Below are 26,134 nucleotides of genomic sequence, written 5' to 3'. Positions count from 1 at the left end.
AGTCAGGCTTGTCACGGTCGAGGCGCGCATTGTAGCGGCGAAACGCCTGACCGGCACCCGTGTACTGCCCGGTGGCGCCCACTCGCCGAGCGGCACCACCGGATAACGCCGCAAACTCAGCCCTTGGCCGCCATCGCGGTGACTTCCACGCGCATGCCTTCGACCGCCAGGGACGCCACGCCAACGGCGGCGCGCACCGGCCAGGGCTTGGCGAAGAAGCGCTGGTAGACCTCGTTGAACGCCGCGCGGTCGGCCATGTCGGTGAGGTAGATGGTCAGGTGCAGGACCCGGTCCATGGAGCTGCCGGCCTTTTCCAGGGCCACCTTGAGCGCCTGCAGGGTGCACGCGCTCTGCGCAGTGATGTCGCCCAGCTCCAGGCTGCCGTCGGCGCGGGTGGGGATCTGGGTGGAGACCAGGATGCCGGCGAAACCGGCAACGTCGGAAGAGATGGAGTCCGCGTCGGGATCGGGAATGAAATCGATATCGTGGTTGGCCATGGGGCTCTCTTGTTCGAGGGGATAAAGGGCGCCAGTTTACAGCCCCGGCGCCGGGTCGTGCGCGAATCGGCGGGAAAACCCGGCCCGCCCTCCTCGCCCGGTGGCAGCCTGTAACACTCCAGGGCGAGGGCGACGCTGCTGCCCGACTATTATCCCTGTCAGGCATTTATCGCCGACAGACCCTCGATATCCTGCTGGCCATTCGCGCATCAATACGGAGAACAAACCCATGAAGATCGTCATCACCAGCGTGGTCGTCGACGACCAGGCCAAGGCCCTGGCCTTCTACCGGGATGTGCTGGGTTTTCAGCTCAAGCACGACATCGCCATGGGCGAGCATCGCTGGCTGACGCTGACCTCCCCCGGCGACCCCGACGGCGTCGAATTGCTGCTGGAGCCCGACGCCCACCCGGCCGCCAAGCCATTCACCTCGGCACTGAAACGCGATGGCATCCCTTTCACCTTTTTCGGAGTCGAGGATGTGCACGCCGAATATGCCCGGCTGAGCGCCCTGGGCGTGCAGTTCACCCGGCCGCCGACGGTCGCCGGCCCGGTGACCCTCGCGGTCTTCGACGACACCTGCGGCAACCTGATCCAGATCGTCCAGCAGAACTGAACCGGCGCGGTGCGCTGAAAGCCCTCTCCCTTGCGGGAGAGGACGGGTGAAGACCTTCAGGTGTGGTGAATGTCCCGGTCCTTGGTTTCCGGCAGGAACAAGGTGCCCAGGATCGCCGTCATCACCGCGATGACGATCGGGTACCAGAGCCCGTAGTAGATGTCCCCGGTGGCCGCCACCATGGCGAACGCCACCGTCGGCAGGAAGCCGCCGAACCAGCCGTTGCCGATGTGATATGGCAGCGACATCGAGGTGTAGCGGATGCGCGCCGGGAACAGCTCCACCAGCCAGGCGGCGATCGGGCCGTAGACCATGGTCACGTAGATCACCAGCAGGGTCAGCAATGCCAGCACCGCCGGGTAGTTGGTCTTGGCCGGGTCGGCCTTCTCGGGGTAGCCGGCGTCCTTGAGGGCGCTGCCCAGGGTGGCGACGAAGGCATCGTTCTGCGCCTTGAAGTCGACGGCCGGCATGCCGGTGCCTTCGAAGCTCGGCAGCACCTTGTCGCCGATCCGGATCCGCGCCACGGCGCCGGGCTCGGCCTTCTCGTTCGCGTAAGGGATGGCTTTCTTCGCCAGCACGCTCTTGGCCAGGTCGCAGGAACTGGTGAATTTGGCCTTGCCCACCGGGTCGAACTGGAACGAGCACTGGCTAGGATCGGCGATCACCGTGACCGGGTTGCGCTCCTGGGCGCTGAACACCTCGGGGTTACCGTATTCGGTCAGCGCCTTGAAGATCGGAAAGTAGGTCAGCGCCGCGAGGACACAACCGGCCATGATGATGCCCTTTCGGCCGATGCGGTCCGACAGGCTGCCGAACAGGATGAAGAACGGCGTGCCGATCAGCAGCGAGCCGGCGATCAGCAGGTTGGCGGTCTGCGGGTCGATCTTGAGCGTCTGCAGCAGGAAGAACAGCGCGTAGAACTGCCCGGTGTACCAGACCACCGCCTGGCCGGCGGTGCCGCCGAGCAGCGCCATGATCACGATCTTGAGGTTGTCCCAGCGGGCGAAGGACTCGGTCAGCGGCGCCTTGGACGACTTGCCTTCGGCCTTCATCTTCTGGAACACCGGCGACTCGCTCAGTTGCAGGCGGATGTACACCGAGACGATCAGCAGCAGGATCGACAGCAGGAAGGGAATCCGCCAGCCCCAGGCCTCGAAGGCTTCGGTGCCGAGGATCGTGCGGCAGGCGAGGATCACCAGCAGCGACAGGAACAGGCCCAGGGTCGCCGTGGTCTGGATCCACGACGTGAAGTAGCCGCGCTTGCCCTTGGGGGCATGCTCGGCCACATAGGTCGCCGCCCCACCGTACTCACCGCCCAGGGCCAGGCCCTGCAGCAGGCGCAGGCTGATCAGGATGATCGGCGCCGCCACACCGATGGTCGTATAGCTGGGCAGCAGGCCGACCACAGCGGTGGAGACACCCATGATCACGATGGTGATGAGGAAGGTGTGCTTGCGCCCGATCATGTCGCCCAGGCGGCCGAACACGATGGCGCCGAACGGTCGCACGGCAAAGCCCGCGGCGAATGCCAGGAGGGCGAAGATGAAGGAGGTGGTTTCGTTGACGCCAGCAAAGAAGTGCTTGGCGATGATCGCGGCGAGAGAGCCGTAGAGGTAGAAGTCGTACCACTCGAATACGGTGCCCAGGGACGAGGCGAAAATGACCTTGCGTTCCTCCCTGGTGATCCCGCGGTTGGGCGCACTGCCCGTGGTTGTACTGTCGATTGCCGGCATGAGGGTTCTCCGTCTTGTTCTTGTTATAGGCCGGAGTGCCTTACTACCCTTGCCGCACCCAGGCCCTGGGCTGATGTCATCGAACTGAAGCTCATTGAACAGATGTCACCGGACTGAAGCTCATCGAACTACGGATTGCACAAAGCATGGAAACAGACTGACGGCCTCGCATCGCTGCCAGGTTTCCCTGAAGCATAATCAGCTTCGCGCAGATATCCACTCGCCCGCTGCCTGACGGCCCCCTGCCACGCCGCCGCCAATCATCACGGCCGTCGATCATTCAAATCATGAAAGCGGATTTTTCATTTTCCGCCGATGCCTTCAGAATGGCGCCACCTTCAATACCGTCGGACAAGTACGTCATGAATATCAATTTTGCGGTCGCCTGCATGATCGTGGTTTCCTTTGCCATCGCCCTGTTCCACACCTGATCGGCAGCCCCGCTCGACATAGCCCCCAGCCATCGGCACGGGTGCCAGACACTGACTTGCCGCGTTCCCCACGCGGCATTTGTGTTTAAAATGCCCGCCCTTTTATTGCCGGCCCTCCTTCGATGAACCCCGACGCCCTCGCCACCCTGCACCACCACCTGCTGACAGCCCTGGCCTGCGCTCCGGCGGAAACCCGGCGCCTGTTCCATGGCCGCGGGCGTTGCTGGCCGGGGCTGGAGCAACTGACCGTCGACTGGCTGCAGGGCGTGGTGCTGGTGGCGCTGTTCAAGGAGCCGGAGCTGCAGCAGCTGGAGGCGCTCAAGCAGTTGCTGCTGGCACTCAGCACCTCGCCCGAGTGGCAGGCCTGTGGCGCCCATACCCTGCTGCTGCAACACCGTTATCAGCTGCAAAGCCCGGTGGACTGGCTGGTAGGCGAACCTATCGATGAATGGACCCTGGTCGAGGAAGGCCTGCGCTATCGGGTGGACCTGGGCCAGAAGCAGAACAACGGCCTGTTTCTCGACATGCGCTACGGTCGCAACTGGGTGCGCGCCAATGCCCGGGGCAAGCGCGTGCTGAACCTGTTCGCCTACACCTGCGGCTTCTCGGTGGCGGCCATCGAAGGCGGCGCGACCCATGTGGTCAACCTCGACATGTCGCGCGCGGCCCTGAGCCGTGGCCGCGACAATCACCGGCTCAACGGCCACGACCTGAGCCGGGTGAGTTTTCTCGGCCACGACCTGTTCAAGTCCTGGAGCAAAGTGAAAAGCGGCGGGCCCTACGACCTGGTGATCATCGACCCGCCTTCCTTCCAGAAAGGCAGCTTCCTGCTGACCAAGGACTACGCCCGGGTGCTGCGGCGCCTGCCGGAATTGCTCACCGCCGACGGCTGCGTGCTGGCCTGCATGAACGACCCGGCCGTCGGCTCGGACTTCCTGATCGACGGCGTCACCCGCGAGGCCCCGGGCCTGCGCTTCGAGCAACGCCTGGACAACCCACCGGAGTTTCCCGATAGCGATATCGAGAGCGGCTTGAAGGCCCTGGTGTTCCGCCGAGTCGAATAAACCCGCGGCGGTTCAGGCCGGGCTTGCCACAGGTCCGAACTCGTCATCCACCGACCCAGGCCAGCCCCTGATAAAGCCCAGCACCTCCCGGCTCTTGCCACCACCGTCACACCGGCGCCTGCACCACCTCGATGCCCAGGCGCCGGTAGTCCTCGATGCTGCCCGAGGCCAGGTGCTGCTCGGTGATCAGCGTATGCAGACGATTGCACGGCGCCACGGCGAAGGGTTCCACCGCGCCGAGCTTGTCGGCGGTGGTCACCGCGATGACCTGGGAAGCGCTGTCGAGCAAGGCCTGCTTCACCGGTACCTCATCGAAGTGCAGCGAGGTGATGCCGACCTCCGGGTGAATCGCGCACACCCCGGTGAACAGCAGGTCGGCGCGGATGCCCTGGATCAGGCGTACCGCCTCATGGCCACCGGAGGACAGGGTCGCCGGGTTGAGCCGGCCGCCGGCGAGAATCACCTGGCTGCGCGGGTATTCGGCCAGGGCGACGGCGATCAGCGGCGAAGCGGTGACCGCGGTGATGCCGATATCGGCAGGTAGCGACTGGGCGATCAGCAGCGTGGTCGAGCCCGAGTCGAACATCACGATCTGCCCTTCCTGCACCCGCTGCGCGCCGAGCCTGGCCAGGTGGCGCTTGACCTCGCTGCTTTCGCCCAGGCGGGTGAACACATCCTTGCCGGTGTCCTTGGGCCGTGGCAGCGCGCCGCCGTGCACCCGCTGCAGCAGCCCGGCATCGGCCAGTTCCGCCAGGTCGCGGCGGATGGTGTCCTCGGAGACCGCGAAATGCTGGCCCAGCTCGGAGGCCATGACCTTGCCGTCGCGTTCGAGCAGCAACAGGATCTTCTGCCGGCGCACATGGGGCAGTTCGGCGATGGAATGCTGGTTTTGCATGGTTATGCCTGCTTTTGCGTGTTTATGCGAGATTAGCCAAGGCTTTGCCCAAACACAACGCCAGCCCTGCGCATTGGCCGCCCGGGCCCAGGCTTGCTTTACTGAGGCAACCGGGGCGAATTCGTCCCGCCCACAAGTCATGTGGCACCCGGACGCCCATGAGTGAGGAGATAACGCGCGATGCAACGTCTCAGTGCCAAAGACTTCGCCCCCGAGCTGCTTGAGCTCTACGACTACTACGCCCACGGCAAGATCAGCCGCCGCGAGTTTCTCGACCGGGCGGCGGCCTTCACCCTGGTCGGGCTGACCGCCAGCGCCACCCTCGCCGCCCTGACGCCGAACTACGCCCTGGCCGAACAGGTGTCGTTCACCGACCCGGCGATCGTCGCCGAATACATCACCTACCCCTCGCCCAAGGGCCACGAACAGGTCCGGGGTTATCTGGTGCGCCCGGCGAAAGCCGAAGGCAAGTTGCCGGCGGTGGTGGTGGCCCATGAAAACCGCGGGCTCAACCCGTATATCGAGGACGTTGCGCGACGCCTGGCCAAGGCCGGTTTCATCGCCCTGGCCCCCGACGGCCTGACCTCCCTCGGCGGCTACCCCGGCAACGACGACAAGGGCCGCGAGCTGCAACTGAAGGTCAATCCGGAAAAGCTGATGAACGACTTTTTCGCCGCCGTCGAATGGTTGCTCGAGCACGAGGCCAGCACCGGCAAGGTCGGCATCACCGGCTTCTGTTATGGCGGTGGCGTGGCCAATGCCGCGGCCGTGGCCTATCCGGAACTGGCGGCGGCCGTGCCCTTCTACGGACGCCAGCCGGACAGCGCGGAAGTCGAGCGGATCCAGGCGCCGCTGTTGCTGCACTATGCCGAACTGGACACCCGCATCAACGAAGGCTGGCCGGCCTACGAGCAGGCACTGAAAGCCGCGGGCAAGACCTACGAAGCCTATATCTACCCCGGGGTGAACCACGGTTTTCACAACGACTCGACCCCGCGCTACGACGAGGCGGCGGCCACCCTGGCCTGGGACCGGACGCTGGCGTGGTTCCACAAGTACCTGGTCCAGGCCAGCGGCTGACAGCGGTTTGCAGGCGACGGCGCGAGCGCGCCGTCGCTTGTTCTCAGCGGCTCAGCCCTTGTTCAGCAACGCCGTGGCGATCACCGTGCCCATGGGCGTCGGTTGCGGGTCGTTCTGGTGCGCGACCGCGTTCACCGCCCAGTCCTCCAACTGCACCCGGCCCTTCTGGAAGATCATCATGTGGGTCGAACCGCCGAACTCGAAATGCCCGATCTCGGTGCCACGGGTGATATTCACCGCTGCCGCGCCTTCGTCGACGATGAACGGCGGCTCGATCACGCAGGTCGAGACCTCGACCATGCCGATGCAGATCAGCGCGACATAACCGCAGGTCGGGTGCTCGAAGACAAAGATCGCCCGGGCGGCGACATGCCCCAGGTACGGCTGCGACTCGGTGCCCTCCCAGGTGCCCTCGCCTTCACCCTGGGCCGGACGCTGGGCGAAATAGGTGCCCGGCTGGACCCAGGAGCGCACCAGCTTGCCGTCGAGCGGGGCGTTCCAGCGGTGATAGTGGGTCGCCGACAGGAAGCCCTGGTAAGCCTGCCCGCCCTGGAACGGCGCGGCCCACTGCTCCTGGCCGCCGAACAGATCGAGCAGCGAGTAATTGACGTCCTTGATCCAGAACTCGGTCTCGAACGCCACATCGTTTTCGTACTGCCAGGGCGTGGTCTCGCAGCCGATATCGACCTGGGTCAGCGGGTTGCCCTGGAACGGCCGCGCGCCGGGCACGAACCTGCGGATGAAGAACGCGTTCCAGGAATCGAAGCCATAGCCGGGCAGGTTCGGGTCATGCTCCATCTGCTTCCAGACCCCGGCCTCGTGGGCCGCCGCGGAGATCCACGAGCCCTCTTTTTCCGGGTCGTTGATGTCCAGCTTGTCGAGGGAAGCGCTGCTCTTGAGGAAGGCGTTCCAGGCATTGAGCACCTTCTTGAACTGCTGGTTGAAGGTCGTGTCATGGAACAGCGCGACACCCGCCTCGGTGCCCATCGACACCGCCAGGAAGGCGTTCATCGGCGTGCCGACCTGGGCCGTGGTGTTGAACGACGAGGAAGTGCTGATGATCTCGTTGAGAATCTCGAAGAAGCTGTCGTAGCCGGCGATCCACAGCGCATCGCCGTCCGAGTCCTTGATCTGCTCCTTGGTCGCCTCGTCCAGGGTCGCCACGTAGGCGTTGGACTGTTCGATCATCGAGTTGACCCACATGCGGTACACGCTGTTGTGGGTGACCCAGGTCTTGAACTCGATGATTTCCGCGCGCATCGGGGTCAGGGTGCCGGCCTTTTTCTTCTCGGCGATCAGGTTGCGCAGCGGCACCAGGAATTTGGCCGTGGCCCATACCCGGTTGGGCACCCAGAAGCCCATCTGGATCGGCCCGGCGTTGGCCAGCGTCAGGCGTTCGGCGCCGGTGCTTTCCAGGCGTGCCTGGCGCGACGACTGTTTGGGGTTGTTGAGCTGTTTGTCGTACTGAGTCATGTCTTTACTCCTTTAAAGAGGCGGCGCCCGGGCTGCGATGGCACGGGCGCGACCAGACCGCGATGAGGTACTGGCCAGCAAACGACTGCTCCAACAGGCGTTCATGTCAGGGGGGGCGACAAGGGTTTTGTACGGGGTTGAACGACACTCCGTGTCCTTCTCGCAATGCCGGTCCCGGGCAGAATGCGGCGGCCGAACGGCCATCTACAGGCGCGACTTGCCTGGACAAGTAAAGCTGCTCTGGCGGGTTTCTGGGGGTCACCCAAAAAATTCATGTAACCGGTCGCTTCACGCCCCCGCTCGGCTGGCGATGGGCGCATGTCGGGCCATCAGCTCGGCGACCCAGTCGATGAACACCCGCAGCTTGATGCTGATATGCCGGTTGGGCGGGAACGCCACGTAGATTGGCATCGGCTCGAGCCGCCAGTCCTCGAACAGACGCACCAGCTCGCCCCGTTCCTGATGCGCCCGGGCCATGTAGTCCGGCAGCCAGAGCACGCCCAGGCCCGCCAGGCCGGCGGCGAGGTAGGCATTGCCATCGTCGACCGCCAGCACGTAGCGGCCCTTGATCTGCAGGCTCTCACCGTGGCCGTGCATGGCATAGGGCAAGGCCTTGCCGGTGCGCGCCCAGAGAAAACCGACGATGCGATGCAACGAATCCTCCAGCTCGCGCGGATGCGCGGGCGTGCCGAGGCGCTCCAGGTAGCCGGGCGCCGCATACACGCCCAGCTGGAGGTCGCCGACCCGCCGCGCCATCAGCGACTGGTCCGTCAGCTCGCCGCCGCGCACCACGCAATCCACGTTCTCGCCAAGCACATCGACGATGCGGTCGCTGACGCCCAGGTCGATCTGGATGTCCGGGTAGCGAGCGTGAAACCCGGGCAGCGCCGGCACCAGTATCATGCTCGCCAACGGGCTGGGCACATCCACCCGCAGGCGTCCCCTGGGCAACGCCGAGGCACTGGACAGGCTGGTCTCGGCATCGTCGAGGTCGGCCAGCAGGCGCACCACACGCTCGTAATACACCGCGCCGTCGGCGGTCAGGTGGACCCGGCGCGTGGTGCGGTTGAGCAACTTGACCCGCAGGCGCGCCTCCAGCTGCTGCACCAGTTGCGTCACGCTGGTCTTGCTCATGTGCAGCGTGTCGGCGGCCTTGGTGAAACTGCCCGCCTCCACCACCCGGGCAAAGGCCTGCATCGCATCAAATCGGTCCATTTCCACCCCGGCTAACCATTGGATTGTTTGGATTCCACAAACAGTGATGGCTACGGTTGCTGGTTTATCGGCCCGGCGCAAGTGCCTAGAGTCAGCTTCATCGTTCATTCCAGGCCGGCTTCGGCCCTTATCGATGGAGGCAACACATGACTCAGCGCGACGTGGTTTTTCCGCCCGGACGCCAGGCGCTTTACCAGCGCAACCGCTACTCGCCGGCGATCCGTTCCAATGGTTTTCTGTTCGTCTCGGGGCAGGTCGGCAGCACCGCCGACGGCTCGCCCGAGGCGGACCTCGAGGCCCAGGTCCGCCTCGCGTTCACCAACCTCAACGCCATCCTGGCGGCCGCCGGCAGCTCCTTCGACGAGGTGATCGACGTCACCGTGTTTATCGTCGACCCCGAGGACAAATTCGAAGCCATCTGGAAGGTGGTGCCGGAGTTCTGGGGCCAGGCGCCGCACCCGACGCTGACCGCCGTGGGCGTGACCTGGCTCTATGGCTTCGACTTCGAGATCAAGGTCATCGCCAGACTGCCGGAAAGCACCGCCGGCTGACTCACACCCCTCGACCGGGTCACGCCCGTGGCCCGGGATTCCACGGCCAGACCGGCCTCGCGGCTCCCATTCCCAAGCCCATTCCCACGCCTGACCCAGCATCACCCATCTGCTGAGCAATGATCTTTTGTCAGCCCCGCGCGGCCGAGCGTTAACTCTCGCCCCGCGAAGTCCTTTGACGGACCCCGTCACAAAATCAATAAGAGGGTTGGCCGATGCAAAGCAATGGCGCGTTGCTGTGGGTGTTGTTAGCCGCGATCGTGATGATCGTGGTGTTGATTGTCAGGTTCAGGGTGCATGCCTTCCTGGCGCTGATCGCCGCCTGCGGCCTGGTCGGGTTGGGCTCGGGAATGCCCTTGAATGCCATGCTCGAATCGTTCCAGAAGGGCCTGGGCGATACCCTGGGGTTTCTCGCCGCGATCATCGGGCTGGGCAGTATCCTCGGCAAGATGCTCGAAGAATCGGGGGGCGCCGAACGCATCGCCCGGACCTTGCTCGACACCCTGGGCGAGCGTCGCGCCTCCTGGGTGATGATGCTGGTGGGGTTCATCGCCGGCATCCCGGTGTTCTTCGAGGTCGGCTATATCCTGCTGATTCCGCTGGTGTACGTGGTGGCCAAGGCCACCCGCCTCAACCTGCTGCACCTCGGCGTGCCGCTGGCGGTGTCGCTGATGTGCGTGCACTGCATGCTGCCGCCGCACCCGGCGGCCATGGCCATCACCCACTTGCTGGGGGCCGACGTCGGCAAGGTGATCCTCTACGGCCTGATCGTCGGCCTGCCCACCGCCATCGTCGCCGGGCCGCTGTGGATCCGCCTGGTGGCGCGCAGCCGGGCCGAACCCTGGCAGGCGGCCTTCCTCGAGGAGCGTTGCGAGGCCCGTGGCGAACGAGTGCTGCCGGGCTTCTGGCTGACGTTGCTGACCATCCTGCTGCCGCTGCTGCTGATGATCGGCAAGACCTTCGCCAGCGCCCTGCCCGCCGGCTCGACGCTGTCCGGGCTGCTGTCGTTCTTCGGCAACCCGCTGGTGGCGCTGCTGATCGCCGTGGTCTTCGCCTACTGGTCCCTGGGCCTGCGCCGCGGCCTGGGCATGCAGGACCTGCTGGGGCACACCCAGAAAAGCCTGCCGCCGCTGGCCAGCATCCTGCTGATCATCGGTGCCGGCGGCGCCTTCAACGGCATCCTGATCGACAGCGGCGTGGGCAAGGTGCTGGCCGACTCCCTGACCCGGCTGGACATCAACCCGGTGGTGCTGGCCTGGCTGGTGGCGGGCCTGATGCACTTCGCGGTGGGCTCGGCGACCGTGGCCATGATGAGCGCCGCCGCCATTGTGCTGCCGACCCTGGGCGTCGACTCCGGCTACAGCAAGGAGATCATCGTGGTCGCCATCGGCGCCGGGGCCATCGGCTGGACCCACGTCACCGACTCGGCCTTCTGGGTGGTCAAGGAATACCTCGGGGTGTCGCTGGCCGATGCCCTCAAGACCTTCACCAGCGCCACGGTCCTGGCCTCGGTGGTCGCCCTGCTGCTGACCCTGGCCCTCTCTCATTTCGTTTAAACCTTTGCCACAGGAGACCTCCCCATGATCGCAGGCCAGCCACTCGCTACCTGGACCCGTCGCTTCCCGCTGCTCGAAGAGCTGATGGCGTTGCGCGAAACCACCTGGTTCACCGCCACCCGCGCGCCCCTGGCCGATGGCCTGGGCGATCTTGCGCTGAGTGCCGCCGACGTGGCCGACGCCAGCGCGCGCCTTGCGCGTTTTGCCGCGTATTTTCGCGTGGCCTTCCCCGAGACCTTGGCCAGCCACGGCATTCTCGAATCGCCGATCCAGCCGCTGCCGGCCTTGCAGGCGGTGCTGGCGGACCGCTATGGCCAGGCCCTGCCCGGCGCGCTGTGGATCAAGCAGGACAGCCACCTGCCGATCTCCGGGTCGATCAAGGCCCGGGGCGGTATCTACGAGGTGCTCAAGCACGCCGAACGCCTGGCCCTGGAGGCCGGCCTGCTGCGCCCGGACCAGGACTACAGCGTGCTCGACTCGCCCGAGGCCCGGGCGTTCTTCAGCCACTACCGGATCGCCGTCGGCTCCACCGGCAACCTGGGCCTGTCCATCGGCCTGATGGGCGCCCGGCTGGGCTTCCAGGTCACGGTGCACATGTCCGCCGACGCCCGCCAATGGAAGAAGGACAAGCTGCGCGCCCACGGTGTGAATGTCATGGAATACCAGAGCGACTACAGCATCGCCGTGGCCCAGGGGCGCCGGCAGGCCAGCGCCGATCCGGCCTGCCATTTCGTCGATGACGAAAACTCCACCGACCTGTTCCTCGGCTACGCCGTGGCCGCCGAACGCCTGAGCCGGCAACTGCAACAGGCCGGGGTCCGGGTCGATGCCGAGCACCCGCTGTTCGTCTACCTGCCCTGCGGCGTCGGCGGCGGCCCCGGCGGCGTGGCGTTCGGCCTGAAGCTGGCGTTCGGCGACGCCGTTCACTGTATATTTGCCGAGCCCACCCATTCGCCGTGCATGCTGCTGGGGGTGCACACCGGGCTGCATGACGAGGTGTCGGTGCAGGACTTCGGCATCGACAACCTCACCGCCGCCGACGGCCTGGCCGTCGGCCGCGCCTCGGGTTTTGTCGGCCGCGCCATGCAGCGGCTGATCGAGGGTTACTACACCGTCAGCGATGACGAACTGCATGCCCTGGTCTGGCTGATGGCCAAGCACCAACAGCTGCACCTGGAGCCTTCGGCAGTGGCCGGCGTCCCAGGCATCGCCCGGGTGCACGCGCAGCGTGACCAGTACCTGCAGCGCAGCGGCCTGAGCGCAGCGGCTTACGCCCGGGCCACCCACCTGGTCTGGGCCACGGGCGGCAGCATGGTCCCGGACACCGAGATGCAGGCCTACCTGGCGCAAGGCGCCCGGGTGCTGCAAGGCTCATAACCGACCGACAGGAGAAGCGCCGGCTTGTACAACCTACCGCCCCGACTGGATGCCAAGCTCAACAGCAGCCAGTTCTCGAACCTGTTCACCTTCCAGGCCGCGGCCCGCCACCTGAGTTTCAGCAAGGCCGCCGATGAGTTGTGCCTGACCGCCAGCGCGGTCAGCCATCGCATCGCCCGGCTGGAGGCGGAGCTGTCGATCCAGCTGTTCCGCCGGCTGACCCGGCGGGTGGAGCTGACCGAGGCCGGCGAACGGATTTTCGCGATCCTCCAGCAGACCCTGGGCGAGCTGTCCGAAGTCCTGGCCCAGCCGGTCGACGCCGACCTGGCCGGGCCGCTGACCCTGTACGCCCACCCGTCCATCGCCCATGCCTGGCTGGTGCCGCGCCTGGCCGAGTTCGGCCAGCGCTTTCCCGGGGTCAGGCTCGACCTGCGGGTGGGCAACGACCGCATCGACTTCCGCACCCGGCAGATCGACCTGGCGCTGTACTACGGCAATGGCGAGTTCCAGGGGCTGGTGGCGCACAAGCTGATGCAGGAACGGGTTGCGCCGGTGTGCAGCCCGCAATACGCCGAACGCCATGGATTGACCGGCGCAGTCGAGCAACTGCAACAGTGCACCCTGCTGCATGACTCGCTGGCCTGGGACCACGCCACCTTCGATTCCGAATGGGCGCTGTGGATTCGCCAGCACGGCGCTGGCGTGGCCATGCCGAAACGCGGGGTGACTTTCGATCGCTCGGACCTTTGCGTCACCGCCGCCATCCACCATGCCGGCGTGGCGATCGGGCGCGAGCATCTGGTCAGCGAGGCGATCGGGCAAGGCCGGTTGGTGCTGCCGTTCACGGGGTTTACCCGCAGCGGCGAATACGATTACTACATCGTCCACCCGGCCCTGGAGACCCTGCCGCGACGGGTCTCGGCCTGTATCGCCTGGTTACGCGAGTGTGCGGCGCAGACGCCGGGAACCTGAAGGCCGGCGCTGGAGGCCGGCTGGGGGGGGAGATCAGCGGCTGGCGCCGCCGCCCTTCTTGCGCAGCGCCTTCAAGCGCTGGCTCGCCCGCTGCACCGCCGCCATCTTTTCCGGGCGCTTCATGCGCTTCCATTGGCGGATGTCGTCCTTGCTGCGCCCGCAACTCAGGCACAGATCGCCGCTCAGCTGGCAAACGGCGATGCAGGGGTTGTCGATTTCCTTGGCCATGCGTCAGCCTGGCTGTCGGTCGTCGCAGGTGCTGCCAACCATCAATGCTGCATCTTGCTGTGGTCGGGCATGTTCAGCGCGCGGGCCTGGGCCTCGACCTTGATCGACTCTTTCTCGCCCTTGGCGTTTTCCACCACCAGGGTCAGCGGCACCTTGTCGCCTTCCTTCACCTGGGCCACCAGGTCGATCAGCATCACGTGATAACCGTGGGGGTCCAGGGCGACGGCCTTGCCGGCCGGCAACGCGACGAAGTCCGCCGGGCGCATGCTCATCACATCGTTGTGCATGCTCGACTGGTGAATCTGCACGATCTTGGCCACTGGCGACTCGACGCTGAGCAGCTTGCTGTCGTCGCTGGCGGTCAGGGTCATGAAGGCCCCGGTCGCCTGTTGCCCGGCGACGGTGGCGCGTACCCAGGCGTCGTCGACCTGGGTCTGGGCCGCGGCCTGGCCCGCCAGGCCCAACAGGGACAGGCCGATCAGGATGCGTTTGGCACGTTGGGCGATAGCGGTTTTATTCAGGGCCGGGTACATCAGCAGACCTCCATGACGGTCAGTAGATCTTCCGCGCACTCTTGCGCGGTAAGCGATTGGGACAAGCCAAGGCGCAACGTGCCCCGGGAGTCGTAGACAAAACTGGTGGCGGTGTGGGACAGGGTGTAGGTCGAACCGCTGGGGATCTTCTCGTAGAACACGTCGAATTCCTTGGCCGTGGCCGCGGTCTGCTCCAGCGTGCCGTACAGCGCGACGAACGACGGGTCGAAGGCCTTGACGTAGGCGTCGAGAACCTCCGGGGTATCCCGCTCGGGGTCCAGGGTGATGAAGATCACCTGCAGGCGGTCGCCGTCGCGGCCCATCAGTTTCTTGGCCTGGGCCGCGCGCGCCAGCGTCGTGGGGCAGATCGCCGGGCACTGGGTGAAACCGAAGAACACCATCGGCATCAGGCCGCTATAGCTTGAGAGCGTCCTGACGTTGCCCTCGGTGTCCTTCAGCTTGAAGGTACGGCCCATGATCTTGTCGCTCAGATCCTTGCCATATTTGTACGACAGCTGGCCCCGGGTATCGCAGCCGGCCAGAAGACCGAGACCCAACACCCCCATACCTGCAATCACCTCGCGGCGACTCAACAAAACACTCATTCGTTACCGCCCTTTGAGGAGCCGAAAGTCCAGACGACCCGCCAGGCGGCCCATCCGTAAAAGCCACGCATGGTAGCAAAACGCGGCGCCCCGCTTCCTGCCAAATGGATGACAGGTTGTGTGCGACCTTGGTCGGGTGCGGCGTTTAGCCGCGCTTGCCAGCGGCGCTCAGCCCAGCCGCGCCAGGCGTTGTTGCCAGTTGCCGCCGTTGATGCGCTGGCACTGTTCTTCGCTGTCGTAGCGCACATGGGCCGCCAGCGCCTGCAACTCCACGCCGGCGTCATGCAGCGCCACGGCTGTCAGTTCGAGCATGCGCTCGCCCTGCCCGCAGGCCAGGGCCAGGGACTTGCTGGCCTGGGTGTCGAACACCCATACCACCCTCAGGCTGGCGGGAAACGCCGCGTAATCGGCCACATGGGTCAGCCAGGAGAACCCGACGATTTCCGCCTTGGCGGTTTCGCAGGCGTCGGTGAGGCTGGCAGCCAGGCGGCGTTCGAGACGCGCCTGCTCGCGTTTGCTTGATGGCATGGTGGCTCCTTGGCTGCCCGGTATTAAGCGTCGGGACCATGCAGTCTTGCCGCGAGCGCCCATCAATACAAGCCCCATGGCTGGCTGGCGCGGCTGTAATTCCGTAACATTCGCCGCCTTTCGACAATCCCCCGCAACCCCGGCCGACCCTGGCCCCCTCTCAGGTAAACCATGAAACCCGCTCGCCTTCGCGCCGACGTCCTGGCCGGACTCACCACCTCTTTCGCCCTGGTGCCCGAGTGCATCGCCTTCGCCCTGGTCGCCCACCTCAACCCGCTGATGGGCCTGTACGGGGCCTTTATCATCTGCACCCTGACCGCGCTGTTCGGCGGCCGCCCGGGGATGATTTCCGGCGCCGCCGGGTCGATGGCGGTGGTGATCGTCGCGCTGGTGGTGCAGCACGGCGTGCAGTACCTGCTGGCCACGGTGCTGCTCGGTGGCCTGGTCATGATCGCCTTCGGCCTGCTGCGCCTGGGCAAGCTGGTGCGGATCGTGCCGTACCCGGTGATGCTCGGCTTCGTCAATGGCCTGGCGATCATCATTGCCCTGGCCCAGCTGGAACACTTCAAGGCCGATGAACGCTGGCTCGGCGGCACGCCCCTGTGGCTGATGCTCGGGCTGGTGGCGCTGACCATGGCCATCGTCCATCTGCTGCCACGCCTGAGCCGCGCGGTGCCGCCGGCGCTGGTGGCGATCCTCGGGGTCGGCCTGCTGGTCTACCTGCTGGGCCTGCCGACCCGCACCCTGGGCGACATGGCCCATATCGCCGGCGGCCTGCCGCGCCTGATGCTGCCGGACATTGCGTGGAACCTGGAGACCCTGGGCATCATCGCCCCCTACGCGTTCCTGATGGCCATGGTCGGGCTGCTGGAAACCCTGCTGACCCTCAACCTCACCGACGAAATCACCGAGAGCCGCAGCTTCCCCGACCGCGAATGCGTGGCCCTGGGCGCGGCCAATATCGCCTCCGGCCTGTTCGGCGGCATGGGCGGTTGCGCGATGATCGGCCAGACCGTGATCAACCTCAGCTCCGGCGGTCGTGGCCGGCTGTCCGGGGTGGTCGCCGGGACGATGATCCTGCTGTTCGTGCTGTTTCTCTCGCCCCTGATCGAGCGCATTCCGCTGGCGGCGCTGGTCGGTGTGATGTTCGTGGTGGCCCAGCAGACCTTCGCCTGGGGCTCGCTGCGGGTGCTGCACAAAGTGCCGTTGAACGACATGCTGGTGATAGTCGCGGTGACCATCATCACCGTGTTCACCAACCTCGCCATCGCGGTGCTGTGCGGCATCGTCATCGCCGCCCTCAACTTCGCCTGGCAGCATTCGCGCGAGCTGTACGCCGACAGCCACGAGGAAGCCGACGGCAGCAAGCTGTACCGGGTCCACGGCACCCTGTTCTTCGCCTCGACCACGTCCTTCCTCAACCACTTCGACCCGGCGGGCGACCCGGCCCAGGTGACCCTCGACTGCCGCCACCTGAGCTTCGTCGACTACTCGGCCATCGCCGCCCTGAAAACCCTGCGCGAACGCTACGGCAAGGCCGGCAAGCACCTGCGGGTGACCCACCTGTCCGAGCGCTGCAAGCAGTTGCTGAAACGCGCGGGCATCCAGCACGGTTGAACCCAGGCTCACGGAACGGCCACCTTCAGCGGCACTTCTGTTCCGACAAATGCCTTTACACCCCTTCCAGGCTTTCTTACTGTCGAGCAGCCCCGGATTCAAACGGGGCTGCTTGATCCATAAATGTCATACACGGAGTGAGTCATGCCAGGGAAAGACCTGTTGCTTAACAGCATCGAGACGCTGAAAGAAAGCTTGATGCTGGGGCACAAGCAATCGCAAAAGTACCCTTCGACGGTTATTGGAAATGAACGGGAACTCATCATTGAAAGCCTGTTGGCCCGGGTTCTGCCGCAAAATATCCGCTATGGCTCCGGGGTCATCATGGACTGCTACGGCCAAACCACCGGCCAGATGGATATCGTCCTTGAGTGCGAGCAAAGCTTCAGCCTGCCGATTACCTCCGGCAAGCAACGGCTGTACTTTGCCGATACCGTGGCGGCGGCCATCGAAGTGAAGTCCGACCTGCGGGTCCAGAAGGTCCAGGCGTTCGAACAGAGCCACGCCGTCCAGCGGCTGCAACGGAAAAAGTCGGAAGAAAAATTCATTTTCAGAAATGAATACCTTGTTCCTTCCTACATCATTGCTTTCAAAGGACCGAACGAAGACACCATTGCCAAATGGCTGTTCGAAGAATGCAGAGAGAAAGGCCAGCATTACCCCACCGGAATCCTCTGCCTGGAACCCGCTTACTTTTTCAGCTTCGAACCCTCTGGAAACTTCGAAGCATCCGGGGACAGCGCGGTTTTCGCCTTTCTTTGCAGCCTCTCCAATTGGCTTTCCTTCAATAGAGACAGCCGGTTCGACATCAAGAGCTACGTCTCGCTCCTGGATGAAGCCGAGAGTGACTGACGGGGTCCGACGGTCCCCGCAAGCACTGTGAAAAACAAAAGGCGAGCCGCAGCTCGCCTTTTTCATCAGCCAAACACAGGTTGCTCCGGCCAAAAAAGCGACATCACTGTGATATCATCGCCCCCTCTCCGGCCAAGGTCCGCACGACCCCACCCACCCCGGAAGACCCCATAAAAGAAGGCGCCACGATGCGCCTCCCGCCTGTCTTGCCTGCAAGAACCGACGACGCCCCGGAGCCTTTCCGAGCGCGCGCCGCTTTGCTGCGAACCTGCCGGATGCCGCGCAGGTTGTGCCTTTTGCCGCCACAAGGAACACAGTCATGCTTTTACGATCGATGAACATTTCCCGCCGTGCAGGCCTCAGTTTTGCCCTGATCGCGTTGCTCGCGGTTGCGCTCGGGGCGTTCTCCCTGCTGGAAATGCGGCGCATGAACGAGCAGTCGCTCGAGGTCGACAGGAACTGGCTGCCCTCGATCGTCGCGGCCAACGCCGTGGCCCTGACCAGTACCCAGATCCGTACCCTGACCCTGCGCCTGCTGGTCGTACGCGACAGAACCGAAGTCGAGGCCCTGCTGGACCGGGTCAAGCAGCTCGACGAGCAACTGTCGGCCCAGCAACTGGCCTACGAAAAACTCAGTATCGACCCCGAGGAAAAGGCGGCGTACGCGCGCTACCTGGGGGTCAGGGCGCTGTACCTCAAGGACCAGCAGCGCGTCCTCGACCTGGCGCGCCAGGGGCGCAAGGACGAGGCGATCGCCATCGTCGACGGCGGGCCGTTCCTGACCAATGCCGACGCCATGCTCAAGGAACTGCTGAGCGTGGTCGAGGTGAATACCCACGGCGGCGAAACAGCGGCCGCGCGCAGCAACGAAGTGTTCCAGAGCGCGGTCGGGCTGGTGTTGGCGATCCTGGCCATCGTGCTGGTGCTGACCGTCGGCCTGGCCATCGTGCTCACCCGCAGCATCGTGCGGCCGCTGAGCCAGGCCGTGGCAGTCGCCGAAACCATCGCCAGCGGCGACCTGTGCCATGCCATCAGCGTGACCGGCAACGACGAACCGGCGCGCCTGCTGCACGCCCTGCAACGCATGCAGAACAGCCTGCGCAGCACCCTGCAGAAGATCGCCGATTCCTCCAGCCAACTGGCGTCGGCCGCCGAAGAACTGCATGCGGTGACCGAGGATTCCAGCAAGACCCTGCACCAGCAGAGCAACGAACTGGAACAGGCCGCCACCGCGGTCAACGAAATGACCGCGGCGGTGGAAGAAGTGGCGCGCAACGCCGTCAGCACCTCCGAAGCATCCCGGGAAACCGACGCCACCGCCCACCACGGCCGGCAACAGGTGCAGCACACCGTCGACTCCATCGACGAACTGGCCGACGAGGTGACCCGCACCTGCGAGCAGGTCGAGCACCTGGCGGTGGATGTGCGCAATATCGGTCAAGTCCTGGAGGTGATCCGCTCGATCGCCGAGCAGACCAACCTGCTGGCCCTCAACGCGGCCATCGAGGCCGCCCGGGCCGGCGATGCCGGACGCGGTTTCGCCGTGGTCGCCGATGAGGTGCGGGCCCTCGCCCATCGCACCCAGCAGTCGACCCAGGAAATCGAAAGCATGATCAACACCATCGAAGAAGGCACCGAAGGCGCGGTCAGCGCCATGCGCCACAGCAACGAACGCGCCCACCTGACCCTGGAAGCCGCCCGCGCTTCGGGCCTGGCCCTGGACCAGATCACCCAGGCCATCACCTCGATCAACGAACGCAACATGGTGATCGCCAGCGCCAGCGAAGAGCAGGCCCAGGTCGCCCGCGAGGTCGACCGCAACCTGGTGAACATCCGCGACCTGGCGACCCAGACCTCGGCCGGGGCCAACCAGAGCAACGCCGCCAGCCAGGACCTGTCGCGCCTGGCGGTGGAACTCAGCGGCCTGGTAACCCAGTTCAAGGTCTGACGGCCAACGGGCTCCCGCGCCTCACCGCGCGGGGCCTTCAGTAGGCGTATTGAGCAATCACCTTGCGCACCCTTTCCAGCGCCACCCGCAGCTGATCCATATCGACCGAGCCCAGGGCCAGACGGATCGCGTGGGGCACCGGCGCGGCGCTGACAAAGGGCTCGGCGATGGACACCGAGACATTCTCCCGCAGCAAGGCCATCGCCACCTGATCGGCACGCACCTCCTCGGGCAGCGGCAGCCAGAGAAAATAGGACGCCGGATGCCCGATGTACGCCAGGCCGGCCAACACCTCCCTGGCTAGCGCCTGCCGGGCTTGCGCATCCTGGCGTTTCTCGGTTTCCAGGCGCGCCACGGTGCCGTCGTCGATCCAGTTGCAGACCAGCGCCGTCATCACCCCGGGGGTGTTCCAGGTGGTCGCGCGGATCACCCGTTCGATCAGCGGCACCCAGGCCGGCGGCGCGACGACAAAACCGACCCGCAGCCCGGTGGCGACATTCTTGGAAAAGCCCGACACATACACCGTCAGTTCCGGCGCCAGGGCCGCCAGCGGCGCGGGCGGATCCTCGGCGAGAAAGGCATAGGCGGCGTCCTCGATAATCAGCAGGCGATGCTGTCGGGCTATGTGCACCAGACGCTCGCGCCACGCCAGGTCCAGCACCCAGCCCATGGGGTTGTGCAGGGTCGGCATGGCATACACCGCCCGCACCCGCCGACTGCGGCACAACTGCTCGAAAGCCTGCAGGTCGGGGCCGTGCTCGGTCAGGGCAATCGACACCAGCTCCACGCCGTGGGCGTCGGCCACCACCTTGAACCCCGGGTAGGTCAGGGCATCGGTGGCGACCACATCGCCGGGCTTGAGCAGCGCCATGACCGTGGTCGCCAGGCCATGCTGGGCGCCGCTGACGATCGACACCTGCTCGGCGTCTACCCGCAACCCGCAAGAGACCAGATACCGCGCCACCGCGGCCCGCTCGTGGCTGCGGCCACTGTGGGGCTGGTAGCGCAGCAGCGCCTCCAGGTCACCGGCGGCCGCCAGTTGGCGCAGGCCGCCGCGCAACACTTCGGCCTGCCCGGGCAACGCCGGATAGTTGAAATTCAGATCCAGGGTGCCCGCCGCCGTGGCCTGCTGGTCGATGCCCTGCCCCGGCGGCAATGCGGTCTCGCGGACAAAGGTGCCGCGCCCGGTTTCGCCACTGATCAGGCCCATGGCCTCCAGCTCGGCATACACCCGCGAGGCGGTCACCAGGGCCAGCCCTTCCCTGGCGGCCAGCTCGCGGTGAGTCGGCAGACGGGCGCCGGGCGGCAGTGCGCCGCCACGGATATCGGCGGCAAAAGCATCGACCAGTTGTTTGTAGCGGGCACGGGCCATAGCGAAATGTATCCATAACAATATTTTGATTGTATTGCTTAGCACTCCTAGGATGGGGCCTGAGCAGCCCAGGCGCAATCTCGCCCTGCGGCGTAGCGCTTCCCCCTTGAACAGAGCTGAGCCCCTGAATGGAACGGACATCCCCCCTGCCACACCCCACCACGCAAAAGGCCGCGAGCGGCTGGCTCAACGGTTTTATCGGCGTGCTGATTTTCAGCGGCTCGCTGCCGGCCACCCGGGTCGCCGTGCTGGAATTCGACCCGCTGTTCCTGACCGTGGCCCGCGCCAGCATCGCCGGGGTCCTGGCCTTGTGCCTGTTGCTGCTGTTCAAGGAAAAACGCCCGAACAGAAACCAGCTGTGGCCCTTGGCGATAGTCGCCCTGGGCGTGGTGGTGGGCTTTCCGCTGCTGACCGCGCTGGCCCTGCAGTACGTGACCTCGGCCCACTCCATCGTCTTTCTCGGCTTGCTGCCACTGGCCACCGCGGTGTTCGGCGTGCTGCGCGGCGGCGAGCGGCCGCGGCCGGTGTTCTGGCTGTTCTCGGTGCTGGGCAGCCTGCTGGTGGTGGGGTTTGCCCTGTCCCAGGGGCTGAGCGCCGCGCCGGCCGGAGACATCCTGATGCTGCTGGCGATCCTGGTCTGCGGCCTGGGTTACGCGGAAGGCGCCAAGCTCTCCCGCACCCTGGGCGGCTGGCAGGTGATTTCCTGGGCTTTGGTGCTGGCGCTGCCAGTCATGGCCGTGTTGAGCCTGTTGCGCGCCCCGCCTTCATTTAGCGGAATTACCCTGCCCGCCTGGCTGAGCCTGGGGTATGTCGCGTTGTTCAGCATGCTGATCGGCTTTGTCTTCTGGTATCGCGGGCTGGCCCAGGGTGGGATCGCCGCCGTCGGCCAGTTGCAATTGCTGCAACCATTCTTTGGCCTGGCCCTGGCGGCCACCCTGCTGCATGAGCAGGTCAGCCTGGGCATGCTGGGAGTGACCGTGGCGGTGATTTTATGCGTGGCCGGGGCGAGGAAGTTTTCCAAATAGCGGTTCGGCCCGCCTCGGCAAGACGGGGCTGGCCTGAGGTTTTCCCCTCAGACCGGAGAGATGGTCGCCAGCAGACCGATCGCGATGGTCAGCGCCAAGAATCCAAACAAGAAAATCGCCATCTTCGCCATAAAGGCCTCCTGAACAATAGGTTTTCGCCAACGCGAAAAGCAGAACGCAGCCTCAGGCTCCAGCCGGCGGGCCGGTGCGCCTGAGGGGTGCGTTATTGTCAGGCCAGATCTGATCCCGATACAGACGCAGGTGATGAAGAAAAATACGGATCAGATGGCGGCGAACGCTGTCGGCCCATGGACCAAAGGTCCGGGTACATGAGGCAAAGCCGACAGGCCTCGACCCAGGATCGCCGGCGCCCAGGCCAGCATGGCAGCCCGGGCAACCGGCAATTGCGCGTGCCTTCCCGGGTTATTTGCGCGCCAGCTTGTAGCGCACGCAATCGTCGTAAAAACTCTGCCGCACCGTCGCCGGCTTGGCCCGCGAGGGGCTGTCGTAGGTCTGTTCGGTAATGCCCAGGGCCAGCATGCGCATCCAGCCCTTGCTGAACTTGTAGGTCTGCAGCTTCTGCCGCGCGGCATACAACGAAACCCCCGACAGTTTCAGCTCCTGCGCCCGCGCCGCCGTCCCCGCGCCCCAACTGCACACATACCGGTCATTGGCCGGCAACTCCTTGCCCTCGGCCGCGACAGCCACGCTGACCAAGGCGAACGAGGTCAGCGTCATCCACACATTGCGCATTTTTCGATCTACCTAACCACCTGAAATTAAAGTGATTTTGGCGGTGATTGAGTGAGCGCGGGGCCAGCATCGGGCCTTATTGGAGAAGGCAATATGCCTCTCTTTTACTGGCCACTTGTTCACTACGGGCGCCAGGCTTGGCAACAGCCGCCGGTCCAGGTTCCTAATGCGGGTTTCTCGCCACCTCCGGGCAGAAAATTACCCCTGCAAGCGCCCGGCTGGTATCGTGCGGCCCTGTCAAAACACGCCGCATGACTTGAGGAAATGGACGTTGAGCACTGAAGAAAAACTGACCGGGGATCTGTTCGAAGTCGACAAGCGCCTGGGGCTCAAGCCCGTGGTGGACTTCAACACCTATCTGCGCACGGCCTTCGGCGACGGCAAATGCACCTGCGGTCGTTGTGTCGCCAGCGCGGGCGTCGAGAGCGGTTATGCCTACCAGCACAGCTTCGATTTCGACGGTAAAGTCACCCACCGCCGCTTCGCCACCACCGCCGGCAGCGACGTGCTGCTGGTGCTGAAGAAGGCCTGGCTGTCCTACACCAAGGCCGAGCTGGAAACCAGCGGCAACCTGGCGCTGGACACCGTCAAGGAGTTCGTCGAGCCGCAACTGCACCAACGCCTGCTGCCCCTGCTGCTGGCCAGCGGGCTGGTCAAGGACGTCGACGGCGACCTGCAGATACAGGCACAGGCAGCCTGAGGCTTTCCTTCTCCAACAATAAAAAAGGTAAGACACATGCACCCACTCTCCCTGCAAGACAGCACCGCGCCGGACGGCGTTTGTTTTGGCTGCGGCAGCCGCAACCCCCATGGCCTGCACATCAAGAGCCACTGGCATGAGGATGGGGTGCATGTGATGGCCGAGCACCTGCCGGACAGCCAATACTGCGGCTGGCCCGAGCTGGTGTACGGCGGCCTGATCGCCATGCTGGTGGACTGCCACTCGAACTGGACCGCCATGGCCTACCACTACCGCGCCGAAAATCGCACCCTGGACAGCCAGCCGCGGATCAACTGCGTGACCGGTAACCTCGGCATCAAATTCATCAAGCCCACACCGATGGGCGTGCCCCTGACCTTGCGCGCCAAGGTCGAAGGCGAAGTCGGGCGCAAGAGCCGGGTGATCTGCGAGGTCTACGCCGGCGATGTGCTGACGGCGATTGGCGACTCGATCTTCGTGCGGGTCGATACCGAGCAACTGGCCGCAGCGGCCCACGGCCGGGAAGCCTGAACCGGCTCAGGCTCGCTCACGATCTTGAAACCGTTGGGAACCACGATCTGAAGCAGGTAAAACCAGCTTACAAGGGGGACGCCTAGTTCTTGCTCGCGATGGCGGTTAACGATAACGCGTGTCGAGTGGATGAACGCGGCGCTCTCAAGTCCATCGCGAGCAAGCTCGCTCCTACACCAGCCCCCACTCTCGTCCTTAACGGATCGGCATTAGCCAGAATCGTCCTGCTTGTCAGCCCGTAAAAGTAAAGATTTGCCCTTCAAACCTTTCAGACTCCTCCCGCAGTAATGCCTCGCCATAGCCAATAGGGTTGATGCCATCCCGCCGCCGGCTGGAAAACCGCACTGGATGGACAGGCAGAACCCTCGATGGCGCGCAACAGACTCCCCCCGATCAAGAATCCCCCTTCCGGCGACGGGCACCACGTCAGCTATCGAGACATGACCCCCAGCGAACGGGCTGAGCAAGAGGCCAGGCAAAACGCCTATGAACGGATGCTGGTTCGCCAACAAGCCTACGCAGACAGCCTCGCCAGCCCACCCCGCAAGCAACAGGCGATGGCCGGCTGCACCTTTACCAAATCCTGCAAGCTGCCCGACGGGGTCATGGACTACCTCAGCCCGTCCGGGGCGATTCCCACCGACGCCATCAAGGACTATGGCGAGCTTGTCTTGCTGGGGGGCCGTGGCGCGGACGCGACGGGGAATATCCCGCTCAAGAAAATCAGCGGCGCCCTTCCCGCCGCGCTGGGCAGCCTTGCGCTGGGTGGCGAGGCCGTGGCGTCCGCCGGGGTCGGCGGCGTGGTCGCGGGTGCCCTGGCTGGCATGGTGGCCATGCTCTGGCCTTCGAGCCTGGGCGATAGCGCCTTGTACACGCCCGAGCAACTCGACGCGCTGAAAGAAGGCCGTACCCGCGTGCGCCTGCATCTCGAACAACGGCCCGACGGCACGCTCAAGGGCTATGGCTACAACACGCAAAAGCAGCGTGACTGGGAAATGGTCCCGGTGGTGCGCTTTGCTGCCGAAGGCCAGCAACAGGTGGCCGACTTCGGCGACGGCGTCACCCTGATCTGGACCCCCGCGGTGGACCCGTCCAGCACCTCCGGCATCCCCCCGCTGGAGGCCGCACCCCAAGCGCCGCACATCTGGATCTTTCCGCCCACCGAACAGGCGGACACCCTCATCGTCAACCCGATCTACCCACCGGAGTACAAGGACTTCATCCTGGTGTTCCCGCCGGGGTCTGGGGTTCGGCCGCTCTATATCGTGCTGAGCGTGCGCAAGACGCCCGGTACGGTTACGGGTCGGGGGCAGGACGTAGAAGGTCTCTGGCTCGCGGGGGCCGACTCCGGGTTAGGTTCTCCGATACCCACGGAGATTGCTGATCAGTTGCGCGGGAGGGAGTTCAGAAGCTTTGATGCTTTTCGGGAGGAGTTGTGGAGGGCTGTAAGTGATGATCCAGAATTAGCTGCGCAGTTTAACAACAGCAACAAGGCACGAGTGCGAGACGGCATGGCTCCACGCGCAAGAGCCTCTGATACCGTTGGCGGGCGACGCTCCTTTGAACTGCACCACAAGATACCTATTTCAGAAAGCGGTGAGGTTTACGATTTAGATAACCTTGGTGTCGTCACGCCAAGACACCACATCGACTTGCACAGGAACAACAAACGATGATCAAGCTTGCAAGCTCTTTGTCCGAATACACCGAAAGTGATTTTCTTGAGCTACTCGAAGAAATATGCAATGCGGTGGGTACAGAGAAATATCAGGATGAGCTGTTAGAGCACTTTATTAAAATAACTGGCAATCCCGCTGCATCTGACTGGATTTACTATCCCGAGGATGGTGAAGACGATTCGCCAAAGGGAATTTTGAAAACAGTCCAAGACTGGCGCTCGGCCAACGGTTTTCCGGGTTTCAAAGAACCCTAAATCAATGGCCTTGAAGCGCCATTCCAATAAACCCACCAAAGCTGAATCA

At 64.7% G+C, this 26,134-nt stretch carries 27 protein-coding genes; 15 read left to right on the top strand and 12 right to left on the bottom strand.

The window, feature by feature from the left end; all coding sequences use genetic code 11:
- Window positions 1–116: 116 nt before the first annotated feature.
- The gene (locus tag BMY68_RS03850) at window positions 117–497 is read right to left on the bottom strand and encodes a RidA family protein (RefSeq protein ID WP_085530467.1); all 381 of its coding nucleotides are present in this window, start codon (window positions 495–497) and stop codon (window positions 117–119) included.
- Between the two features lie 229 nt (window positions 498–726).
- Between BMY68_RS03850 and BMY68_RS03845 the strand changes: the two genes are divergently transcribed.
- Window positions 727–1,113: a VOC family protein gene (locus BMY68_RS03845; RefSeq protein ID WP_038580070.1), complete on the top strand. Its 387-nt coding sequence runs from the start codon at window positions 727–729 to the stop codon at window positions 1,111–1,113.
- A 56-nt stretch (window positions 1,114–1,169) separates the two neighbouring features.
- Here BMY68_RS03845 and BMY68_RS03840 read toward each other — a convergent pair whose 3' ends face one another.
- Window positions 1,170–2,846, bottom strand: coding sequence for an MFS transporter (locus tag BMY68_RS03840; protein WP_009043238.1), 1,677 nt, complete (start codon window positions 2,844–2,846; stop codon window positions 1,170–1,172).
- Window positions 2,847–3,126: 280 nt separating this feature from the next.
- Window positions 3,127–3,258 carry a hypothetical protein gene (locus tag BMY68_RS30245; protein WP_256596225.1) on the bottom strand — a complete coding sequence of 44 codons (132 nt, stop codon included), beginning with the start codon at window positions 3,256–3,258 and terminating at the stop codon, window positions 3,127–3,129.
- Window positions 3,259–3,399: 141 nt separating this feature from the next.
- Between BMY68_RS30245 and BMY68_RS03835 the strand changes: the two genes are divergently transcribed.
- The gene (locus BMY68_RS03835) at window positions 3,400–4,341 is read left to right on the top strand and encodes a class I SAM-dependent methyltransferase (protein ID WP_085530466.1); all 942 of its coding nucleotides are present in this window, start codon (window positions 3,400–3,402) and stop codon (window positions 4,339–4,341) included.
- A 106-nt stretch (window positions 4,342–4,447) separates the two neighbouring features.
- Here BMY68_RS03835 and BMY68_RS03830 read toward each other — a convergent pair whose 3' ends face one another.
- Window positions 4,448–5,236 carry a DeoR/GlpR family DNA-binding transcription regulator gene (locus BMY68_RS03830; RefSeq protein WP_007924902.1) on the bottom strand — a complete coding sequence of 263 codons (789 nt, stop codon included), beginning with the start codon at window positions 5,234–5,236 and terminating at the stop codon, window positions 4,448–4,450.
- Between the two features lie 180 nt (window positions 5,237–5,416).
- Here BMY68_RS03830 and yghX point away from each other — a divergent pair, with 180 nt between their 5' ends.
- The gene (gene yghX / locus BMY68_RS03825; RefSeq protein WP_085530465.1) at window positions 5,417–6,316 is read left to right on the top strand and encodes a YghX family hydrolase; all 900 of its coding nucleotides are present in this window, start codon (window positions 5,417–5,419) and stop codon (window positions 6,314–6,316) included.
- A 51-nt stretch (window positions 6,317–6,367) separates the two neighbouring features.
- Here the strand turns inward: yghX and BMY68_RS03820 are convergent, their stop codons facing one another.
- Both BMY68_RS03820 and BMY68_RS03815 read right to left on the bottom strand, forming a co-directional pair.
- Window positions 6,368–7,789, bottom strand: coding sequence for a phosphatidylserine decarboxylase family protein (locus tag BMY68_RS03820; RefSeq protein WP_085530464.1), 1,422 nt, complete (start codon window positions 7,787–7,789; stop codon window positions 6,368–6,370).
- A 288-nt stretch (window positions 7,790–8,077) separates the two neighbouring features.
- Window positions 8,078–9,004 (bottom strand): LysR family transcriptional regulator, encoded by a 927-nt coding sequence (locus BMY68_RS03815; protein WP_009043232.1) that lies wholly within the window; start codon window positions 9,002–9,004, stop codon window positions 8,078–8,080.
- A 146-nt stretch (window positions 9,005–9,150) separates the two neighbouring features.
- On the opposite strand from BMY68_RS03815, the gene BMY68_RS03810 reads away from it, so the two are divergent.
- The 4 genes from BMY68_RS03810 (at window position 9,151) to dsdC (ending at window position 13,460) form a co-directional block, all read left to right on the top strand.
- A complete protein-coding gene (locus BMY68_RS03810; protein WP_085530463.1) occupies window positions 9,151–9,555 on the top strand; it encodes a RidA family protein in 405 nt (134 codons plus the stop codon).
- Window positions 9,556–9,770: 215 nt separating this feature from the next.
- Entirely contained in the window at window positions 9,771–11,111 is a 1,341-nt protein-coding gene (locus tag BMY68_RS03805) for a GntT/GntP/DsdX family permease (protein ID WP_085530462.1), read from the top strand.
- Between the two features lie 24 nt (window positions 11,112–11,135).
- On the top strand, window positions 11,136–12,488 hold the full coding sequence (locus BMY68_RS03800; RefSeq protein ID WP_085530461.1) for a D-serine ammonia-lyase: 1,353 nt from the start codon (window positions 11,136–11,138) through the stop codon (window positions 12,486–12,488).
- Window positions 12,489–12,512: 24 nt separating this feature from the next.
- Window positions 12,513–13,460, top strand: a complete 948-nt coding sequence (gene dsdC, locus BMY68_RS03795; protein WP_085530460.1) for a DNA-binding transcriptional regulator DsdC — start codon at window positions 12,513–12,515, stop codon at window positions 13,458–13,460.
- Between the two features lie 33 nt (window positions 13,461–13,493).
- Here dsdC and BMY68_RS03790 read toward each other — a convergent pair whose 3' ends face one another.
- The 4 genes from BMY68_RS03790 to BMY68_RS03775 all read right to left on the bottom strand — a co-directional run bounded on the left by BMY68_RS03790 (window position 13,494) and on the right by BMY68_RS03775 (window position 15,354).
- A complete protein-coding gene (locus BMY68_RS03790; RefSeq protein ID WP_007924891.1) occupies window positions 13,494–13,688 on the bottom strand; it encodes a DUF1289 domain-containing protein in 195 nt (64 codons plus the stop codon).
- A gap of 41 nt (window positions 13,689–13,729) precedes the next feature.
- Window positions 13,730–14,221, bottom strand: coding sequence for a copper chaperone PCu(A)C (locus tag BMY68_RS03785; protein ID WP_007924890.1), 492 nt, complete (start codon window positions 14,219–14,221; stop codon window positions 13,730–13,732).
- Window positions 14,221–14,826 carry an SCO family protein gene (locus BMY68_RS03780; protein WP_007924889.1) on the bottom strand — a complete coding sequence of 202 codons (606 nt, stop codon included), beginning with the start codon at window positions 14,824–14,826 and terminating at the stop codon, window positions 14,221–14,223. Before BMY68_RS03780 ends, BMY68_RS03785 begins: the two co-directional genes overlap by 1 nt.
- A 168-nt stretch (window positions 14,827–14,994) precedes the next feature.
- The gene (locus BMY68_RS03775; RefSeq protein WP_062825387.1) at window positions 14,995–15,354 is read right to left on the bottom strand and encodes a hypothetical protein; all 360 of its coding nucleotides are present in this window, start codon (window positions 15,352–15,354) and stop codon (window positions 14,995–14,997) included.
- A 171-nt stretch (window positions 15,355–15,525) separates the two neighbouring features.
- Here BMY68_RS03775 and BMY68_RS03770 point away from each other — a divergent pair, with 171 nt between their 5' ends.
- The 3 genes from BMY68_RS03770 to BMY68_RS03760 all read left to right on the top strand — a co-directional run bounded on the left by BMY68_RS03770 (window position 15,526) and on the right by BMY68_RS03760 (window position 19,771).
- Window positions 15,526–16,971 (top strand): SulP family inorganic anion transporter, encoded by a 1,446-nt coding sequence (locus tag BMY68_RS03770; RefSeq protein ID WP_085530459.1) that lies wholly within the window; start codon window positions 15,526–15,528, stop codon window positions 16,969–16,971.
- A 144-nt stretch (window positions 16,972–17,115) separates the two neighbouring features.
- Window positions 17,116–17,823 carry a DUF6602 domain-containing protein gene (locus tag BMY68_RS03765; RefSeq protein ID WP_085530458.1) on the top strand — a complete coding sequence of 236 codons (708 nt, stop codon included), beginning with the start codon at window positions 17,116–17,118 and terminating at the stop codon, window positions 17,821–17,823.
- Window positions 17,824–18,142: 319 nt separating this feature from the next.
- A complete protein-coding gene (locus BMY68_RS03760; protein ID WP_085530457.1) occupies window positions 18,143–19,771 on the top strand; it encodes a methyl-accepting chemotaxis protein in 1,629 nt (542 codons plus the stop codon).
- 37 nt (window positions 19,772–19,808) lie between these two features.
- Here the strand turns inward: BMY68_RS03760 and BMY68_RS03755 are convergent, their stop codons facing one another.
- Window positions 19,809–21,143, bottom strand: a complete 1,335-nt coding sequence (locus BMY68_RS03755; RefSeq protein ID WP_085530456.1) for an aminotransferase-like domain-containing protein — start codon at window positions 21,141–21,143, stop codon at window positions 19,809–19,811.
- 128 nt (window positions 21,144–21,271) lie between these two features.
- Here BMY68_RS03755 and BMY68_RS03750 point away from each other — a divergent pair, with 128 nt between their 5' ends.
- Window positions 21,272–22,168: a DMT family transporter gene (locus BMY68_RS03750; protein ID WP_053260573.1), complete on the top strand. Its 897-nt coding sequence runs from the start codon at window positions 21,272–21,274 to the stop codon at window positions 22,166–22,168.
- A gap of 423 nt (window positions 22,169–22,591) precedes the next feature.
- Here BMY68_RS03750 and BMY68_RS03745 read toward each other — a convergent pair whose 3' ends face one another.
- Window positions 22,592–22,921 (bottom strand): hypothetical protein, encoded by a 330-nt coding sequence (locus tag BMY68_RS03745; RefSeq protein ID WP_007924875.1) that lies wholly within the window; start codon window positions 22,919–22,921, stop codon window positions 22,592–22,594.
- 271 nt (window positions 22,922–23,192) lie between these two features.
- On the opposite strand from BMY68_RS03745, the gene BMY68_RS03740 reads away from it, so the two are divergent.
- The 4 genes from BMY68_RS03740 to BMY68_RS03725 all read left to right on the top strand — a co-directional run bounded on the left by BMY68_RS03740 (window position 23,193) and on the right by BMY68_RS03725 (window position 26,085).
- The gene (locus BMY68_RS03740) at window positions 23,193–23,621 is read left to right on the top strand and encodes a hypothetical protein (protein WP_085530455.1); all 429 of its coding nucleotides are present in this window, start codon (window positions 23,193–23,195) and stop codon (window positions 23,619–23,621) included.
- A 36-nt stretch (window positions 23,622–23,657) separates the two neighbouring features.
- The gene (locus tag BMY68_RS03735; protein WP_085530454.1) at window positions 23,658–24,152 is read left to right on the top strand and encodes a PaaI family thioesterase; all 495 of its coding nucleotides are present in this window, start codon (window positions 23,658–23,660) and stop codon (window positions 24,150–24,152) included.
- Window positions 24,153–24,520: 368 nt separating this feature from the next.
- Window positions 24,521–25,828, top strand: a complete 1,308-nt coding sequence (locus BMY68_RS03730) for an S-type pyocin domain-containing protein (RefSeq protein ID WP_085530453.1) — start codon at window positions 24,521–24,523, stop codon at window positions 25,826–25,828.
- Complete coding sequence (locus tag BMY68_RS03725; RefSeq protein WP_085530452.1) at window positions 25,825–26,085, top strand: bacteriocin immunity protein; 261 nt, start codon at window positions 25,825–25,827, stop codon at window positions 26,083–26,085. Before BMY68_RS03730 ends, BMY68_RS03725 begins: the two co-directional genes overlap by 4 nt.
- Window positions 26,086–26,134: the final 49 nt, after the last annotated feature.

Source organism: Pseudomonas sp. NFACC41-3 (assembly GCF_900109505.1).
GTDB classification, from domain to species: Bacteria; Pseudomonadota; Gammaproteobacteria; order Pseudomonadales; family Pseudomonadaceae; genus Aquipseudomonas; species Aquipseudomonas chlororaphis.
This window is presented reverse-complemented; position numbering and strand designations above follow the sequence as displayed.

What these genes read in the sequence shown, in the direction of transcription:
- BMY68_RS03760 (WP_085530457.1), top strand. Translation starts at nt 18,143, where the DNA reads ATGCTTTTACGATCGATGAACATTTCCCGCCGTGCAGGCCTCAGTTTT.
- BMY68_RS03800 (WP_085530461.1), top strand. Translation starts at nt 11,136, where the DNA reads ATGATCGCAGGCCAGCCACTCGCTACCTGGACCCGTCGCTTCCCGCTG.
- BMY68_RS03775 (WP_062825387.1), bottom strand. Translation starts at nt 15,354, where the DNA reads ATGCCATCAAGCAAACGCGAGCAGGCGCGTCTCGAACGCCGCCTGGCT.
- BMY68_RS03850 (WP_085530467.1), bottom strand. Translation starts at nt 497, where the DNA reads ATGGCCAACCACGATATCGATTTCATTCCCGATCCCGACGCGGACTCC.
- BMY68_RS03830 (WP_007924902.1), bottom strand. Translation starts at nt 5,236, where the DNA reads ATGCAAAACCAGCATTCCATCGCCGAACTGCCCCATGTGCGCCGGCAG.
- BMY68_RS03815 (WP_009043232.1), bottom strand. Translation starts at nt 9,004, where the DNA reads ATGGACCGATTTGATGCGATGCAGGCCTTTGCCCGGGTGGTGGAGGCG.
- BMY68_RS03750 (WP_053260573.1), top strand. Translation starts at nt 21,272, where the DNA reads ATGGAACGGACATCCCCCCTGCCACACCCCACCACGCAAAAGGCCGCG.
- BMY68_RS03805 (WP_085530462.1), top strand. Translation starts at nt 9,771, where the DNA reads ATGCAAAGCAATGGCGCGTTGCTGTGGGTGTTGTTAGCCGCGATCGTG.
- BMY68_RS03845 (WP_038580070.1), top strand. Translation starts at nt 727, where the DNA reads ATGAAGATCGTCATCACCAGCGTGGTCGTCGACGACCAGGCCAAGGCC.
- BMY68_RS03780 (WP_007924889.1), bottom strand. Translation starts at nt 14,826, where the DNA reads ATGAGTGTTTTGTTGAGTCGCCGCGAGGTGATTGCAGGTATGGGGGTG.
- BMY68_RS03725 (WP_085530452.1), top strand. Translation starts at nt 25,825, where the DNA reads ATGATCAAGCTTGCAAGCTCTTTGTCCGAATACACCGAAAGTGATTTT.
- BMY68_RS03835 (WP_085530466.1), top strand. Translation starts at nt 3,400, where the DNA reads ATGAACCCCGACGCCCTCGCCACCCTGCACCACCACCTGCTGACAGCC.
- BMY68_RS03785 (WP_007924890.1), bottom strand. Translation starts at nt 14,221, where the DNA reads ATGTACCCGGCCCTGAATAAAACCGCTATCGCCCAACGTGCCAAACGC.
- BMY68_RS03730 (WP_085530453.1), top strand. Translation starts at nt 24,521, where the DNA reads ATGGCGCGCAACAGACTCCCCCCGATCAAGAATCCCCCTTCCGGCGAC.
- BMY68_RS03840 (WP_009043238.1), bottom strand. Translation starts at nt 2,846, where the DNA reads ATGCCGGCAATCGACAGTACAACCACGGGCAGTGCGCCCAACCGCGGG.
- BMY68_RS03755 (WP_085530456.1), bottom strand. Translation starts at nt 21,143, where the DNA reads ATGGCCCGTGCCCGCTACAAACAACTGGTCGATGCTTTTGCCGCCGAT.
- BMY68_RS03770 (WP_085530459.1), top strand. Translation starts at nt 15,526, where the DNA reads ATGAAACCCGCTCGCCTTCGCGCCGACGTCCTGGCCGGACTCACCACC.
- yghX (WP_085530465.1), top strand. Translation starts at nt 5,417, where the DNA reads ATGCAACGTCTCAGTGCCAAAGACTTCGCCCCCGAGCTGCTTGAGCTC.
- BMY68_RS03765 (WP_085530458.1), top strand. Translation starts at nt 17,116, where the DNA reads ATGCCAGGGAAAGACCTGTTGCTTAACAGCATCGAGACGCTGAAAGAA.
- BMY68_RS03735 (WP_085530454.1), top strand. Translation starts at nt 23,658, where the DNA reads ATGCACCCACTCTCCCTGCAAGACAGCACCGCGCCGGACGGCGTTTGT.
- BMY68_RS03790 (WP_007924891.1), bottom strand. Translation starts at nt 13,688, where the DNA reads ATGGCCAAGGAAATCGACAACCCCTGCATCGCCGTTTGCCAGCTGAGC.
- BMY68_RS03820 (WP_085530464.1), bottom strand. Translation starts at nt 7,789, where the DNA reads ATGACTCAGTACGACAAACAGCTCAACAACCCCAAACAGTCGTCGCGC.
- BMY68_RS03745 (WP_007924875.1), bottom strand. Translation starts at nt 22,921, where the DNA reads ATGCGCAATGTGTGGATGACGCTGACCTCGTTCGCCTTGGTCAGCGTG.
- BMY68_RS30245 (WP_256596225.1), bottom strand. Translation starts at nt 3,258, where the DNA reads ATGGCAAAGGAAACCACGATCATGCAGGCGACCGCAAAATTGATATTC.
- BMY68_RS03810 (WP_085530463.1), top strand. Translation starts at nt 9,151, where the DNA reads ATGACTCAGCGCGACGTGGTTTTTCCGCCCGGACGCCAGGCGCTTTAC.